Origin of the sequence: Prevotella sp. P5-108 (assembly GCF_002251385.1) — a bacterium.
Taxonomy (GTDB): Bacteria; Bacteroidota; Bacteroidia; order Bacteroidales; family Bacteroidaceae; genus Prevotella.
The window spans coordinates 52,810-68,295 of sequence record NZ_NPJJ01000063.1 but is presented as its reverse complement, the minus strand read 5'-3'; the positions used below and the strand labels follow the sequence as shown (position 1 = coordinate 68,295).

Sequence of the window (15,486 nt, the reverse complement as noted above, 5' to 3'; positions counted from 1 at the left end):
CGATGATGGCGCGCACCATCGCCAGGTTCTATGAGCCGACTCCTGAAAGCCCGGCATCCAAGACCGCGCCCGCGACTCCTATCCCGCCCAGCTGGAGCGCATGCTCGGTCCTGGCTATGTCCGTCGGGACCTATATATTAATGTATCGCGCGTGGGTAACTCTCTCGTCGTGCGCTTTGACTATGCCGACGGACTCTCCACGGCCGACGGCAAGGCCCCGTCGACATTTGAGATAGCCGAGGAAGAAGGCCTGTATCATCCTGCCAAAGCCGTCATTGCCGGATGCACTGTCGTTCTGACGTCGCCGGAGGTGAAGAATCCCCGCCTCGTACGCTATGGCTGGCAGCCATTCACACGTGCCAATCTCGTCAACGGCGCCTCGTTGCCCGCTTCTACCTTCAGAGGCGAAGTGGGCGCGCACGACTGACGGGCGAGGGAAAACAGAAATATCTTGTTTATGCTCAATTCTTTTCTGCCGATATATGAAAAAATATCTCAGAATTGTTGTAATTTTGCAGCGTAAATAGATATTAGTTCAGGTTAATATGAAAAAATTGTCATTTCTTGTTGTCCTCGTCATGATATCGCTTTCGGCGCTGGCACAGACCACGGTCAAGCTGCCCGCCCCAGACAAGCAGGTGGCGATGACGCTCTACGAGGCTTTGCAGACGCGCCACTCGGTGCGCAGTTATCAGAATAAGGATGTAGACAATGCCACGCTGGCTCAGGTGTTATGGGCGGCGTGTGGCTACAGTCGCGAGGCGGAGAAGAAGATAACCGCCGCTTCGGCGCTCAACCGTCAGGACATTGAAGTATACGTGATTAAGGCTGCTGGCGCTTACCGCTACGATGTCGAAAGTAATGCTCTGGTACAGCTCTCGGGCAAGGACCTGCGCCGCGAGGTGGCTGCCGGGCAGCAGTCGGTTGCTTCGGCTCCCGTCATGCTTGTGCTCGCCAGCAACCAAGGCAAGTTCGGCTCCTTGGGCGACGCTCAGGCAGCCCAGCGTCTGGGCACGCTGGATGCAGGATATGTGTCGCAGAACATCTATCTGGCATGTACGGCGCTGAAGTTGGGCACCGTGGCACGCGCCACCATGAATGTAGAGGTGCTCAAGAAGGAACTCGGACTCGGTGCCGACCATCTCTTGCTGCTCAATCATCCGATAGGGTGGGAGGAAAGCAAATAAAAACTAAACGATAAAACCAATAAAGATGAAAAAGACCAAAATAGTATGCTCGATAAGTGACCGCAGGTGTGAGGTAGACTTCCTGCGCAAGTTGTTTTTTGCCGGTATGAACGTGGTGCGTATGAATACCGCCCACGCCACGCCCGACGGAATACGTACCATCATCCGCAACACGCGTGAAGTGTCGCCCCACCTGGCTCTGCTCATTGATACCAAGGGCCCCGAGGTGCGTACCACCAATGTGGAGCAACCCATAACTTACAAGAAGGGTGACGTGGTAAAGATATTCGGTCGCCCCGAGATGGACACCACCCACGACATCGTCAACGTGTCGTATACCGATTTCACCAAGTGTGTGGGCAAGGGTGCACATATCCTCTTCGACGACGGACTGTTGGATATGCTCGTCATGGAGCAAGTGGGGCCGATGCTCGTGGCCCAGGTGCAGAACGACGGTGTGCTGGGCGCTCACAAGAGTGTGAATGTGCCTGGTGTACACATCGATCTGCCCGCGCTCACGGAAAAGGACAAGAAGAACATCAACCTCGCCATCGACGAGGATATAGACTTCATCGCCCACTCGTTTGTGCGTAGTGCCGACGACGTGATGGCGGTGCAGAAGATGCTTGACGAGCGTGGCAGCGACATCAAGATTATCTCCAAGATAGAGAACCAGGAGGGCGTGGACAATATCGATGAAATCATCGACGCATCGTATGGTATCATGATTGCCCGCGGCGACTTGGGAATCGAAGTGCCTCTCGAGCAGATACCCGGTATACAGCGTACAATCATGCACAAGTGTGAGCAGAAGAAGAAACCCGTGATTGTGGCTACACAGATGTTGCACACCATGATTGACAACCCGCGCCCCACGCGCGCCGAGGTGACCGACATAGCCAATGCCATCTACTCGCGCACGGATGCGCTGATGCTCAGTGGTGAGACGGCGTCGGGCAAGTATCCTCTGGAGGCTGTACAGACCATGGCTGCCATCGCCGAACAGGCTGAGCAGGACCGCATGAACAGTGACGACTTTGACATCCCATTGAGTTCGACCTGCTCGCAGCGTGAATTCCTGGCCCATACAGCCATCGAATCGACCCGCAAGTTGGGCGTTGCCGGTATCATCGCCGCCAGCGAGAGCGGACAGACTGCGCGCGACATTGCCGCCTTCCGCGGTCCTACTCCCGTGCTCGCCATCTGCTACAACAACGAAAAGACCATGCGCTGGCTCAACCTCAGTTATGGCGTAATACCCATTTATCAGAAGAAACACTTGAGCTCGCTCTTCCTGTTTGTGGCTGCGCTGCGTATGCTGTTGCAGAAAGGCTATATCAAAAAAGATGACAAGATAGCTTACCTCGGTGGTAGTATCGGCGGACGTGGCGGCGCCACCTTCCTGGAGATAAACCGCGTAAGCCAGGTATTCGACAAGTCTTACGAATTCCACTTGCCTGACTGATAAGTGTAGAAGAAAACGATGGAATATAAAAACGAGGGGGATATTGACAGTCATGTCGATATCCCCCTCGTCTTCAGTTATTTCTTGTGTCGTCGGAATCTTGGTATCAAGGACTTGCCGCTGAACTTGCGGTACAGTTTCCATCCCAGGAGCGCTGCGTCAAACATTCCGATGCCCGTGCTCATGAGCCGTTGCAATCGCTTTGACGGTGTCTCATATCTCGGCGCTTCCTCCTTGGCAAAGAGCGTCTGCCAGAGGTCGGCTATCTTGTCTTCGCTGGCGTCAATCTCCTTGGCAAGAGCCTCGCGACGGGCCTGAATGTCTTCAAGCGAATTGTAAGTGTTCTCGTTGTTGACCATAGCTTATTTCTCCATTAATATACTTGCCAATAATCTGACCAGCGGGCGCTCTATCCACCTCTTGCGGTTGGCCACGCACAGCAACAGTATGATGAAATAGGTTGCAGCCACGGTGCCAAAGGCAAGCGCGTGACCCATAAGTGGGGCAAGCGCATAGGCCACGGCGAAGGAGAAGTAGATAAGGGTGAGCATGAGGAGTATGGCTATAATCACGCTGATGGTGGCAATCGTAAGGATACGCACCACCTTGTCAACGAGATTGAGCTTGATGTACTCTCCACGCAGCCCGATGTACTGCTTGATGGCTTCAACCAGCTGACCTATGGTCTCGATGTTTTTGTCGTTGGAGAACATCTGCAGAGGTCATTAATCCAATGCGTCTTCGGCAGCATCCTTGATGTCATCAACAAGGTCAGCAACCTGCTTGCGACTCAATTTGATGTCATGCTTGTTGCAGAAGTCGTCAACTGCGTCAGATATCTTCTTACGTGTGTCCTCACCTTTCTCAGGAGCCATGATGAGACCCAGTGCTGCTCCAGCAAGGGCGCCTCCGAGGAATGCTCCAATGTAACCTAATGCTTTCATATCGTTACTCTTTATAAGTTAATAATTCTCTTTGTCGGCAAATTGTCTGCCGATATCTGTCGCAAATGTAAGAAAAGAAAATAGATTGACCATAAAAAGTTAGTCATTTTTTGTTAAAACGCTTGGAATTCTCATATTTAACAAACTTTATGCACGAATGCACCCTCCCTTTGCGATATATTTTGTAATTTCGCAAACAAAAGTGAACATAAATAATCAAACAATATCTTAACAGACAATGAAGAAAAGTATAGTAATGTGCGCAGGCGTTTGTGCCGCTCTCGTGCTGGCCAGCTGCGGTTCAAGTAAGGATAGTGCTTTCAAGAAAGCATACGACAAGGCTAAGGCCCAGGAGCAGGTGGCTACCCAGCCAGAGACTCCCGCTCCAGTAGTGGCTCCCATCGTGGAGAAACCTGCCACCCAGTCTACCGTAATCGACAATGTGGACAACGCCAACGTTCGCACAGAGGATGTAACCCTCGTAAGCGGCGCCGGTTTGCAGAACTTCAGCGTAGTTGTAGGTTCGTTCTCTCTCAAGGCCAATGCCGAGGGTCTGCAGAGCACTCTGAAGGCTGCTGGATATGATGCACAGATTGTGCTCAACTCTGCCCGTGGCATGTATCGCGTGGTTGCCAGCACTCATGCAGACAAGGCTGCTGCCGTACAGAGCCGCAATCAGTTCCGCGCAGGCAACTATCCTGACGCTTGGTTACTTTTCAAGAAGTAAAGGTTAATGCGTGTTCTTTCTATAGACTATGGTAAGAAGCGCACAGGAATAGCAGTGACCGACCCCTTGCAGATAATTGCAAACGGGTTGGCCACTGTTTCTACATCCCAGCTTTTCGATTTTCTGAACGACTACATTGCTCGCGAGCAGGTGGAGCGTATCGTGATAGGCAAGCCCGTCCAACCCAATGGAGAGCCCAGTGAGAATCTTGCGAGGGTAGATCAGTTTGTCAATCGTTGGCGCAAGGCTCACCCGGAATTGCCCATCGAGTATTATGATGAGCGTTTCACTTCCGTCTTGGCCCATCGCGCCTTGATAGATAGTGGTGTAGGTAAGAAAACGCGTAGAGAAAACAAGGGACTGGTTGACGAAATCAGCGCAACCATCATTCTTCAGGACTGGATGGGTTCTAAGAAGTTTTGATACATACCAACATACAGTTTATGATATTACCTATTTATATATATGGCCAGCCTGTACTGAGAAAGGTGGCCGAGGATATCACCCCCGATTACCCCAATCTGTCGGAAATCATCGCCAATATGTATGAGACCCTCGATGCTGCAGAGGGCATTGGTCTCGCGGCTCCTCAGATAGGCATGGCTATCCGTCTGGTGGTCATCGACCTCGATGTGCTCAAAGAAGATTTGCCCGAGTATGCCGGCTTCCGTCATGTGTTCATCAATCCGCATATTGTGGAAATCGACGAAGACTCCAAGAAGGAAACCATGGAAGAAGGATGCCTCAGTATTCCGGGTATCCATGAGTCTGTGGCTCGCCACACACGCATTCATGTCACCTACCTTGACGAGAATATGGCTGAGCATGACGAATGGGTCGAGGGATATCTTGCCCGCGTGATGCAGCATGAGTTTGACCATCTGGAGGGTACCATGTTTGTAGACCGCCTTACTCCCCTGCGCAAGCAGTTGATACGCAGTAAGCTCAAACAGCTTACTCAGGGAAAATATCGTTGCAGTTACCGCACGAAACCGGTAAGACGATAACTTGTAAAGGTTGTCCATGGCTGTTCCGCATGGGCGACTGAATGAATGGGAACAACAAACAGCTATAGGATAATGAAGAGTATAATATCACAGGATAACCCGAAGCGAACAGTCTCTAACGCCAGTATGCGCATGAAGGCGTGGATTACATCTGCGATAGTGCTCTTCATTGTCTTTTTTGTTCCGGGCAAGGCCATTGCCCAGTATAATACCAACAGGCTTATGCTTAGTGGAGAGATAGCTCTGCACTATGAGGACTACGTGCTCTCCATACAGTATTTCAATCAGGTTATCGTACTCAAACCTTACCTCTATCGCCCCTGGCAGTATCGTGGTATCGCCAAGTTCTACCTTGAGGACTATAGCGGTGCTGAGTATGACGTGACCCAAGCCCTCAAACTCAATCCCTACATTGACGGACTGTACGATTTGCGTGCCATTGCCTACGTGCGTCAGGATAAATACAAGGAAGCCATTGACGATTACACCCATGCTATCCGCCTCAATCCCGACCAGCGTAACTATTGGTTCAACCGAGCCCTCTGCCAGATGAATCTCAAGGAGTATGCCAAGGCCCATAATGACCTTGACACCATCATAAGCAAGTGGTCGGGCTTCGCCAATGCTTATTCGCTCAATGCGGAGATATGTCTGCAAGAGAAGGACACTGTGACGGCCGCCAAGTGGCTGGACAAGAGTCTGGAGATAGACCCCTATGACGGCAACGCATGGACCACGCGAGCGTTTATATCCCTTGCCCGCAAGGAGTGGAAGGACGCTGACAAGTTCTTGAGCAAGGCCATCCACCTCAAGCCCAAGGTTGTGTCCAACTATGTCAACCGTGCCTTGGCGCGATACAATTACAACAACCTGAGAGGTGCTATGGAAGATTATGACCGTGCTATAGACTTTGATCCCAATAACTTCCTGGCACATTATAACCGTGGACAGCTGCGTATGCAGTTGGGTGACGACAACCGGGCTATTGCCGACTTCGATTATGTCATCCATATGGAGCCCGAGAATTATCTTGCCATCTTCAATCGTGCCCTTCTGCATGACCGCACGGGAGACCTGAAATCTGCCATCCGTGACTACAGCACCGTAATCAGTCAGTTCCCCAATTTCTGGACTGGCCTGTCTTATCGTGCAAAGGCTTACCGCCGTCTGGGCATGACCGCCAAGGCCGAAATGGATGAATTCCGTATTCTGAAGGCTCAGATGGACAAGCATCTGGGCATCCAGCCACGCTGGAGCAAGAACAAGAGACGCGAGATGCGTAAGCGTAGTGAGATAGACCCTGAGAAGTACAATCGTATGGTGGTGGCCGACGAGAACGTGGCCAACCAGGAGTACAAGAGTGCGTTCAGAGGAAAGGTGCAGAACCGCTCGGTAGAGGTGGAGTTCATGCCTATGTACACCCTCTCGTTCTTCAAGTATAATAATGGCGTCACCTCTTATCAGGCGTTCGACCGCGATGTAGAGAAGTTCAATGCCCTTCAGACCAAGAGCAAGATTGACTATAAACTCTACGTGACCTGCAATCCTCCTCAGCTCACCGAAGGTCAGTCGCAGGCATTCTTCCAACTTGCAGACTCACTTTCGTCATTCATAGAGAAGGCTCCCCACGTTACAGATGTCAAGCGTCAACTGATGATGCGTGCTGTGGTGTATGGCGTCGTACAGGATTTTGATGCCGCCATCAACGACCTGACCGTCCTTGTCCATACCGATTCTCTCTCGACGATGGCCTACTGGCAGCGAGCCGTTTGCCAGCATCTTGTCAATGAGTTTGACCGCACCCATGGTGTCCAGACCTCCGACGCCCCCGCTCGTGTGATGCGAGTGCGTACCGACCTTGACCGCGCCATCGCCCTCGCGCCTCAGAATGCCTACCTATATTATAATAGAGGTAATCTGCACGCCTCCAATGGTGAATATTCCAACGCCATCGATGACTACACGCGCGCTCTTCAGATAGATGCTTATCTTGCCGAGGCTTATTACAATCGTGGCTTGGCCTATGTCAAGAATGGTAAGAAGGCCGACGGTATTCGCGACCTGAGCCGTGCTGGCGAACTGGGCATCTATGATGCTTATAGCGTAATCAAGCAGATTAGCAATGACAAATAAACTCTTCCCAATGGTGTCGATTGGGTGAAAAAGTACTTGAGAGAGGTGATTTTTATGCTTTTTGTAAAAATTACCTCTCTTTTCTTATCTTATGTCGTAACAAAGTAGTACTTTTGCAACGATTAAAATAAAACTAATTTGTATTATGGTTAAAATCACATTTCCTGATGGCTCCGTGCGTGAATACGAGAGCGGAGTTACAGGGTTACAAATCGCCGAGAGCATTTCACCGGCTCTCGCTCGCAACGTTGTATCTTGCGGTATCAATGGTGAAACTGTAGAGTTAAACCGTCCCATCACTGCCGATTCTACCATCGCGCTTTACAAGTTTGAGGACGAAGAGGGTAAGCACACCTTCTGGCACACCTCTGCCCACTTGCTCGCCGAGGCGCTACAAGAGCTCTATCCCGGCATCCAGTTCGGCTTCGGCCCTGCCGTAGAGAATGGCTTCTTCTATGACGTTATGCCCGCTGAGGGTCAGGTGATTTCAGAGAACGACTTCCCCAAGATTGAGGAAAAGATGCGCGAGCTGGCCAAGAAGAACGAGGCCGTTGTGCGCCGTGAAGTGTCTAAGGCCGAAGCGCTCAAGGAGTTCAAGGCCGATGGTCAGAACTACAAGTGCGAGCACATTGAGCAGGACCTCGAGGATGGTACCATCACCACTTATACCCAGGGCAACTTTACCGACCTTTGCCGTGGTCCGCACCTTCTCTCTACAGGTGAAATCAAGGCAGTCAAGATTACCAGTGTGGCTGGTGCTTTCTGGCGTGGTGACGCCAAGCGCGAGCAGATGACACGTATCTATGGCATATCATTCCCCAAGAAGAAGATGCTTGATGAGTATCTCGTTATGCTTGAAGAGGCCAAGAAGCGCGACCACCGCAAGATTGGTAAGGAGATGGAGCTCTTCTTCTTCTCCGACCGTGTGGGCAAGGGACTTCCCATGTGGCTCCCCAAGGGTACCGACCTGCGTCTGCGCTTGCAGGATATGCTCCGCAAGATACAGAAACGCTTCGGCTATCAGGAGGTTATCACTCCCCACATTGGTTCCAAGAATCTTTATGTGACCTCTGGACACTACGCTCATTATGGTAAGGACAGCTTCCAGCCTATCCACACTCCCGAGGAGGATGAAGAGTACATGCTCAAGCCTATGAACTGTCCTCATCACTGTGAGGTTTTTGCCAGCAAACCACGCTCTTACAAGGACTTGCCACTGCGTATAGCTGAGTTCGGTACCGTTTATCGTTATGAGAAGAGCGGTGAGTTGCATGGACTTACCCGTGTACGCTCGTTTACTCAGGACGATGCCCATATCTTCTGCCGTCCCGACCAGGTCAAAGGCGAGTTCCTGCGCGTGATGGATATCATCCAGGCCGTGTTCGAAATTTTCCAGTTTGATAACTTCGAGGCCCAGATTAGTCTCCGTGACCCTAACGACAAGGAGAAGTACATTGGCTCTGACGAAGTTTGGGAAGAGAGTGAAACCGCTATCAAGGAGGCTTGCGCCGAGAAGGGCCTTGATGCCAAGATTGAGTATGGCGAGGCTGCGTTCTATGGTCCTAAGCTCGACTTCATGGTCAAGGATGCCATCGGCCGCCGTTGGCAGCTGGGCACTATCCAGGTCGACTATAACCTGCCCGCCCGCTTCAAGCTCGAATACACAGCCGAGGACAACACCAAGAAGGTGCCCGTGATGGTTCACCGCGCTCCTTTCGGTTCGCTCGAGCGCTTTACCGCTGTGCTCATTGAGCATACAGCAGGTCACTTCCCACTCTGGCTTACTCCTGACCAGGTGGCTATCCTGCCCATCTCAGAGAAGTACAATGACTATGCACGCAAGGTGAGCAAGTATTTTGCCAGCCAGGGTGTGCGCGCCGTCATCGACGACCGCAACGAGAAGATTGGCCGTAAGATTCGCGACACCGAGTTGAAGCGTACTCCTTATATGGTCATCGTTGGCGAGAAAGAGATGGAGGAAGGTCTTGTAAGTATGCGTAAGCAGGGTGGTGGCGAGCAGGCTACCATGTCTATGGAAGACTTTGCCAAGCGCATCAATGACGAGGTGGCAGTCCAGTTGAAGGCTACCGAAATCGAGCCTCAAGACTAAGACTTAGAAGTCAATTTTAGCATAGAGCAGCATTGCGGTGTCTATCCGCGGTGCTGCTTTTTTTGAAGAATTGATGCGTCTGGGACGAAAAGGCATTACCTCCGTGCGCCTTTTGGGGTCAATTATAGCACCTTTGGATAAAAAAGATGAAAATTTAATTTGATATTTAACGATTATTTTGTACCTTTGCAGCCGCTAATTATAAGATAGTTGAATGAAAAATGACAAAATGAAGAATCAGTACCGCGTGAACGAACAGATTCATGTCCGGGAAGTTCGTGTGGTAAGTGAGGATGGTTCCGAGGTGATGCCTACTCGTAAAGCGATGGATTTGGCTCGTCAGCAAGGCGTCGATCTCGTCGAAATATCACCCAATGCCCAGCCTCCTGTTTGTCGTCTCATCGACTACTCTAAGTTCCTCTATCAGCAGAAGAAGCGTCAGAAGGAAATGAAGCAGAAGCAGGTGAAGGTCGAGGTTAAGGAAATACGCTTCGGACCCCAGACCGATGAGCACGACTATCAGTTCAAGCTCAAGCATGCCCAGGAGTTCCTGCTCGAAGGCAACAAGGTGCGCGCTTATGTATTCTTCCGTGGACGCTCAATCCTCTTCAAGGAGCAGGGAGAAGTTCTTCTCCTCCGTTTTGCCAACGACCTGGAAGAGTATGGCAAGGTAGAGTCGATGCCCGCACTTGAGGGAAAGAAGATGTTCCTCTATTTGGCACCCAAGAAGGCCGGTGTGGCAAAGAAGAGCCAGCAGAAGCGCGACCGCGAGGCAGAGGAAGCCAAGGGCAGTGCCAGTGGAGTGGCCGAAGTAGAGGAAGCACCCAAGGACGGTGGCCTTTTCGGCAACGCCAAGAATGGTGCCGAGGCTCTGCAGAAGCTACAGCGCGATTAAGACAAGAACATAGTGTGCGTAACGTCTTGGTATATACGTTACCACCTATATTATAAATAATAACAATTAAACAATTAACAAAAATGCCAAAAGTTAAGACAAATTCCGGCGCAAAGAAGAGATTCACATTCACCGGTACTGGTAAGATTAAGAGACATCACGCTTACCACAGTCACATTCTGACTAAGAAGACAAAGAAACAGAAGAGAAATCTTGTTCACCAGACTCTGGTTGACAACTCCAACCTGAAACAGGTACGCGATCTGCTCTGTCTCCGTTAACCGTTAACTTTTTAGTCGAACTTTAAAAGAAAGAAATTATGCCAAGATCAGTAAATCACGTTGCATCTAAAGCAAAGAGAACAAGAATTCTGAAGCTCACCAAGGGTTACTTCGGCGCCAGAAAGAACGTATGGACCGTTGCTAAGAACACTTGGGAGAAGGGACTTACCTACGCATACCGCGATCGCCGTAACAAGAAGCGCACTTTCCGTGCTCTCTGGATTCAGCGTATCAATGCAGCTGCACGCTTGCAGGATATGAGCTACAGCCAGTTGATGGGAGCTCTCCACAAGGCAGGTATCGAGATTAACCGCAAGGTCCTCGCTGACCTCGCAGTCAACAACCCTGAGGCTTTCAAGGCTATCGTTGACAAGGTAAAGTAAATTGAGAATAGGTAAAAGAGCCTCGCTCTTCTACTCATAAGCTATAAAGCGCAAGACTGTAATGGTCTTGCGCTTTTTCTTTATCCCCATAACTGGCGGGACCAATGCCATCTTGATGCGATAGAAAGACGCAATGCAGTTTGGCTTGTCAAAGAGTTTGGCCATTGTGAAAATGTTGGTTTCATGGTTTGAATTTGTGAAATCAAGGTGTGAATTCTCGGTTTCATGGTTTGATTTTGTTATTTCATAATTTGGTTTTATTATTTCGTGGTTTGGTTTTATTTTTAGGTTGGTCTCTGGCGGTTTTGGCCTTTTCCCTTTTCCCGATTATGCCTCTTGCTTATTTCGGTCGGCCATTAGGTTTTGCTGGGGCGATAGTGGAGTGGTGCGTTAGGGCAATGTGAGGGGGGATGGACGGGATGAGATGCGTTAAGGGCTGGATCCGTTTGTGCCGAATCCAGCCCTTGATTGTGCTATGGCAACTGACCCGTATTGTTGACTTTACCTTCAGGCTCGGTGCCTTGTTCCTCTGTTTGCGTGTCTGTATGGATGGGTGCGCTGTGGTCGCTGATGGCTATGTCGGCGGGCTGATGGGGAGTGACAGGAGTGACGGGCTGTGAGATGGAATAGACCTGCGGACACTTAGACATCGCGCATAGACAGCGAGATGCGGTGGCGCTGGTGGTCTATGCCTATCACCTTGACCGTGACGTGCTGCTGCAACTTTACCACCGTGCTCGGGTCGGAGACAAACTTGTTGGCCAGTTGGGAGATGTGGACGAGCCCATCCTGATGGATGCCAATGTCGACGAAGGCGCCAAACTGGGTGACGTTGGTCACTATTCCCGGAAGTATCATCCCTTCCTGCAAGTCGTCTATCGACTTGATCGAAGCATCAAACTCAAAGTTCTCCAATGCCATACGTGGGTCTCTTCCGGGCTTCTCGAGCTCTGCCAGAATGTCGTTCAGCGTGGGCAGTCCCACCGTGTCGCTCACATAGCGCTCAGGCTTTATCTGCTTCTGTATCTCCTTGTTCTTAATCAGTTCGGCAATGCTGCATTTGAGGTCCTTTGCCATCTGCTCCACGATGTGATAGCTCTCGGGATGCACCGCGCTATTGTCGAGCGGATTCTTGGCGCCGTTGATGCGTAGGAAACCGGCACATTGCTGATAGGCAACCGGTCCCAGGCGCGGTACCTTCTTCAATTGGCTGCGGCTTGTGAATGCTCCATGCTCGCTGCGATATGCTACGATATTCTGAGCGAGCGACATGCCCAAGCCACTCACATAGCTGAGCAGATAGGCACTTGCAGTATTGACATTGACGCCAACGTGGTTGACGCAACTCATCACTGTGTTGTCGAGAGCATGCTTGAGTTTGGTCTGGTCTACATCGTGCTGGTACTGACCCACGCCGATACTCTTCGGGTCTATCTTGACCAGCTCGGACAACGGGTCCATGAGCCTTCTGCCTATCGACACGGCGCCTCGCACTGTGACATCCTCGTCGGGGAACTCCTCGCGCGCTATCTTTGAAGCTGAATATATTGACGCCCCATCTTCGCTCACCACGTAGTAGGGGATGTCGCTGAGACTGCCGATTGAACGCAGCCATTCGGTAGTCTCCCTGCTTGCCGTGCCGTTGCCAATGGCGATGGCTTCAATCTTGTATTTGTCTGCCATGTGTTGCAATGCCGCGGCAGCCAGCGCACTCTTGCGCTGTGGCGGGTGCGGATAGATTATCTCGTGGTGCAACAGCGTGCCCAGCTCGTCGAGACATACGGTCTTGCATCCATTGGCAAACCCCGGGTCTATGGCCAGCACGCGCTTCTGCCCCAATGGCGCAGCGAGCAACAGCTGGCGCAGCCCTTCGGCAAACACGGCTATGGCCTCTTCGTCGGCCTTGTCCTTGCTGCTGTGGGCATATTCGGTCTCTATCGACGGCGCCAGAAGTCGCTTGAGGGCGTCGTCCACAGCCTCACCCATCAGTCGCTGACATTCTCCTTGGCCTCTGACGTAGTGACGCTTGAGTCTGTCGGCACACTGGGCGCGGTCTATGTCGATGCTCACACGCAGCACGCCCTTGTCTTCGCCCCTTCGTATGGCGAGAAGCCTGTGGGACGAACACCGACTGAGCGGCTCGCTGAAGTCGAAGTAGTCGCTGAACTTGGCAGCCTCATCTTGGTCTTTCTGCGCCTTGTTGACTTTGGATGTAATGGTGGCAAAGCGTCTGAACTCTCCACGCACCGTATTGCGCGTGCCCTCGTCCTCGCTTATGATTTCGGCTATGATGTCCTTGGCTCCAGCCAGTGCTTCCTCTACGCTGATGCCCTTGGACTTCCAGCGGGCGGCGATGCCCTCTATGTTGCGCTCGCGCTGCATCATGATGATGTTGGCCAGCGGCTCCAGTCCCTTCTCGCGGGCTATCTGTGCCCTTGTGCGCCGCTTGGGACGATAGGGCAGATATATGTCTTCCAGCAGGGTGGCGTCCCAGCAGTCGTCTATGCGCCGCTGCAGTTCAGGCGTCATTGCGCCAGCCTCGGTGATGGTGCGCCCGATGGTCTCCTTGCGCTTGGCGAGTTCCTTCAGTCGGCTATACAGTTCGTCGATTTGTCCAATCTGCACCTCGTTCATTCCGCCCGTCTTCTCCTTGCGATAGCGGCTTATGAATGGAATCGTGGCGCCCTCGTCAATGAGCGCGAGGGTATTAAGCACGTAAGGCTCTCCGATGTGGAGAGCCTTAGCGATGATATTTGAAAAATTGTTCATATTCAATTGTTTGTCTTTAAGGCCTGCCCCAATATGCTGGGTCCCATTCGGCCTCCACCTTGGCTTCGATGTCGTCGGGCAGGTTGCAGAAGAAGTCGATGCCAGTGCGCTTCTCGAGTTCGTCGATGGAGATATATTCGGTCTTGCTTCCTGTAGCGTGGGGGGACCAGATGCCCAATGCGCAGTAGACGCCATTCTTGACACTCAGGATGGCTATATAGAAGTATTTGGGCACAATCAGTCCGCTGGAGGTATGCGTCATGATGTTCTGGTCGTCTATGGTGGCAGCCTTGACTACATAGAGCGTGTCGCGCATTTTGTCTGTGTTCCACTTGTCACGCAGGCGCACCTCCAATGTGTTCCATACTCCACCATTGTGTCCCTGTATCTGTGGCTGCATATTGGAGAGATAGAACGTCTGGCTGTTCTGCTCGCGCGAACATAGTCTGTCTGACGACGGACAGAGGTGGCCGCGGCTGTAACCGCTTCCCTTATAGTCGCCGAGGGTAGATTGGTATCTGGAAGGTATGTTGGGGTCTTCGCGGAAATCCTCACTTCGCTTCACGATCTTCTTGCTGTTGTCCTTGTGCATCTGGTAGCAGGTCCAGCGGTTGGCTCGCTTGTTGCAATCCCATTCCAGAGAGTAGGTGATGCCGTAGGCTGCGGTGCTGTGAGTAATCACGAGGTTCATGTCGTCGCCCTTGATTTTGGGGAACTCCAATCGCCATACCTCCTTGTTGGCAGACTTGGACACATTGTTGCGGTTCTTGTTGTTAGGGTCTTCGGTGCCGGGCTTTTCTTCACCTCCACCACCTCCGCCAGTGCTTCCACCGCCGGTAGAGGTAATCTCCTGGAGCTTCACCTTCATCAGCTCCCATGTCGACGAACTGTTGCCGCATGAGTGGTAGAAGGCGATGGTAACATTGCTCTCGCCGAGGAAGCGCGAGGGAATGTCGCAGTTTACAGTGATGGTCTTGTTGAATGTCATCGGGTTTTCGATGTCATCCTTGAGCGTGGTCCACTCTGTCGTGGCGGCGTCGCCGGTAAAGCAGTCGGTGATGAGCACCTTGACGGTCGAACCGGCGTAGTTCATCTTGTAGCTGAACTCCAGGGAAGCCTCAGTAGTGTTGGTGAAATCAAACTCGGATGAATAGAGATATGTCTCCGAGGGTGTGGTCTTGTTATCCTTGAATCCTGAGGCTAATGCGCACTTGTACTGCGTGCTGTAGTCCCATGATATACCTTTGGGCGTGGAAACCTCGAATACGCCCAAAGAGTTGGAGAAGTCCTCATTGATAAAGAATTTCTGGAAAGCAGGGTAGCCGATGTCCTCATAGTTGGCGGGACGTGTAAAGACAATGCTGTCAATGTTGGCTTTATCATAGATGTGCTCGTCGTCTCCGGTAAATATACGTACCTTGCCGTAGGTGCCGAGATCAACACGGTCAATCTTGCTGCGGTCGTATAGGTGGTAATTGGCAAGATTCTTATTCTGTGAACTGTGTTTGCACACGGCCATTTTCTCCTGTGCGCCTGCGGTGATGGCAAACGCAATCGAGAGGATTAAGAATAATGTTTTCTTCAT

At 51.6% G+C, this 15,486-nt stretch carries 17 protein-coding genes; 11 read left to right on the top strand and 6 right to left on the bottom strand.

Going from position 1 to position 15,486, the window contains the following annotated elements:
- Positions 1-151 precede the first annotated feature (151 nt).
- The 3 genes from CIK95_RS12440 (at position 152) to pyk (ending at position 2,652) form a co-directional block, all read left to right on the top strand.
- Positions 152-427, top strand: coding sequence for a hypothetical protein (locus CIK95_RS12440; protein ID WP_094467148.1), 276 nt, complete (start codon positions 152-154; stop codon positions 425-427).
- Between the two features lie 118 nt (positions 428-545).
- On the top strand, positions 546-1,187 hold the full coding sequence (locus tag CIK95_RS12435; RefSeq protein ID WP_094422248.1) for a SagB/ThcOx family dehydrogenase: 642 nt from the start codon (positions 546-548) through the stop codon (positions 1,185-1,187).
- Positions 1,188-1,212: 25 nt separating this feature from the next.
- Complete coding sequence (gene pyk / locus CIK95_RS12430; protein WP_022311155.1) at positions 1,213-2,652, top strand: pyruvate kinase; 1,440 nt, start codon at positions 1,213-1,215, stop codon at positions 2,650-2,652.
- Positions 2,653-2,729: 77 nt separating this feature from the next.
- Here pyk and CIK95_RS12425 read toward each other — a convergent pair whose 3' ends face one another.
- From CIK95_RS12425 to CIK95_RS12415, 3 genes are read right to left on the bottom strand one after another with little or no spacing between them, the layout of a single operon-like run.
- Complete coding sequence (locus CIK95_RS12425) at positions 2,730-3,011, bottom strand: hypothetical protein (protein WP_022311154.1); 282 nt, start codon at positions 3,009-3,011, stop codon at positions 2,730-2,732.
- A gap of 3 nt (positions 3,012-3,014) precedes the next feature.
- Complete coding sequence (locus CIK95_RS12420) at positions 3,015-3,365, bottom strand: phage holin family protein (RefSeq protein ID WP_022311153.1); 351 nt, start codon at positions 3,363-3,365, stop codon at positions 3,015-3,017.
- 12 nt (positions 3,366-3,377) lie between these two features.
- Complete coding sequence (locus CIK95_RS12415; protein WP_022311152.1) at positions 3,378-3,596, bottom strand: YtxH domain-containing protein; 219 nt, start codon at positions 3,594-3,596, stop codon at positions 3,378-3,380.
- 238 nt (positions 3,597-3,834) lie between these two features.
- On the opposite strand from CIK95_RS12415, the gene CIK95_RS12410 reads away from it, so the two are divergent.
- From CIK95_RS12410 to rplT, 8 genes are all read left to right on the top strand, one after another.
- Complete coding sequence (locus tag CIK95_RS12410; protein WP_022311151.1) at positions 3,835-4,323, top strand: SPOR domain-containing protein; 489 nt, start codon at positions 3,835-3,837, stop codon at positions 4,321-4,323.
- Positions 4,324-4,329: 6 nt separating this feature from the next.
- Positions 4,330-4,746, top strand: coding sequence for a Holliday junction resolvase RuvX (gene ruvX / locus CIK95_RS12405; RefSeq protein ID WP_094467147.1), 417 nt, complete (start codon positions 4,330-4,332; stop codon positions 4,744-4,746).
- 20 nt (positions 4,747-4,766) lie between these two features.
- Positions 4,767-5,330, top strand: a complete 564-nt coding sequence (gene def, locus CIK95_RS12400) for a peptide deformylase (RefSeq protein ID WP_094386236.1) — start codon at positions 4,767-4,769, stop codon at positions 5,328-5,330.
- A 132-nt stretch (positions 5,331-5,462) separates the two neighbouring features.
- Positions 5,463-7,463 (top strand): tetratricopeptide repeat protein, encoded by a 2,001-nt coding sequence (locus tag CIK95_RS12395; protein WP_094467171.1) that lies wholly within the window; start codon positions 5,463-5,465, stop codon positions 7,461-7,463.
- 145 nt (positions 7,464-7,608) lie between these two features.
- Positions 7,609-9,573, top strand: a complete 1,965-nt coding sequence (gene thrS / locus CIK95_RS12390; RefSeq protein WP_022311147.1) for a threonine--tRNA ligase — start codon at positions 7,609-7,611, stop codon at positions 9,571-9,573.
- Positions 9,574-9,787: 214 nt separating this feature from the next.
- Complete coding sequence (gene infC, locus CIK95_RS12385) at positions 9,788-10,468, top strand: translation initiation factor IF-3 (RefSeq protein ID WP_094422242.1); 681 nt, start codon at positions 9,788-9,790, stop codon at positions 10,466-10,468.
- Between the two features lie 83 nt (positions 10,469-10,551).
- Complete coding sequence (gene rpmI / locus CIK95_RS12380; RefSeq protein ID WP_022311145.1) at positions 10,552-10,749, top strand: 50S ribosomal protein L35; 198 nt, start codon at positions 10,552-10,554, stop codon at positions 10,747-10,749.
- A 38-nt stretch (positions 10,750-10,787) separates the two neighbouring features.
- On the top strand, positions 10,788-11,132 hold the full coding sequence (gene rplT / locus CIK95_RS12375; protein WP_022311144.1) for a 50S ribosomal protein L20: 345 nt from the start codon (positions 10,788-10,790) through the stop codon (positions 11,130-11,132).
- A 473-nt stretch (positions 11,133-11,605) separates the two neighbouring features.
- Here the strand turns inward: rplT and CIK95_RS13250 are convergent, their stop codons facing one another.
- From CIK95_RS13250 to CIK95_RS13520, 3 genes are read right to left on the bottom strand one after another with little or no spacing between them, the layout of a single operon-like run.
- The gene (locus CIK95_RS13250; protein WP_158215140.1) at positions 11,606-11,782 is read right to left on the bottom strand and encodes a hypothetical protein; all 177 of its coding nucleotides are present in this window, start codon (positions 11,780-11,782) and stop codon (positions 11,606-11,608) included.
- Entirely contained in the window at positions 11,775-13,901 is a 2,127-nt protein-coding gene (locus CIK95_RS12370) for a Tex family protein (protein ID WP_094467146.1), read from the bottom strand. The genes CIK95_RS13250 and CIK95_RS12370 overlap by 8 nt, the downstream gene beginning before the upstream one ends.
- Before the next feature lie 16 nt (positions 13,902-13,917).
- The gene (locus CIK95_RS13520) at positions 13,918-15,486 is read right to left on the bottom strand and encodes a DNA/RNA non-specific endonuclease (protein ID WP_254045994.1); all 1,569 of its coding nucleotides are present in this window, start codon (positions 15,484-15,486) and stop codon (positions 13,918-13,920) included.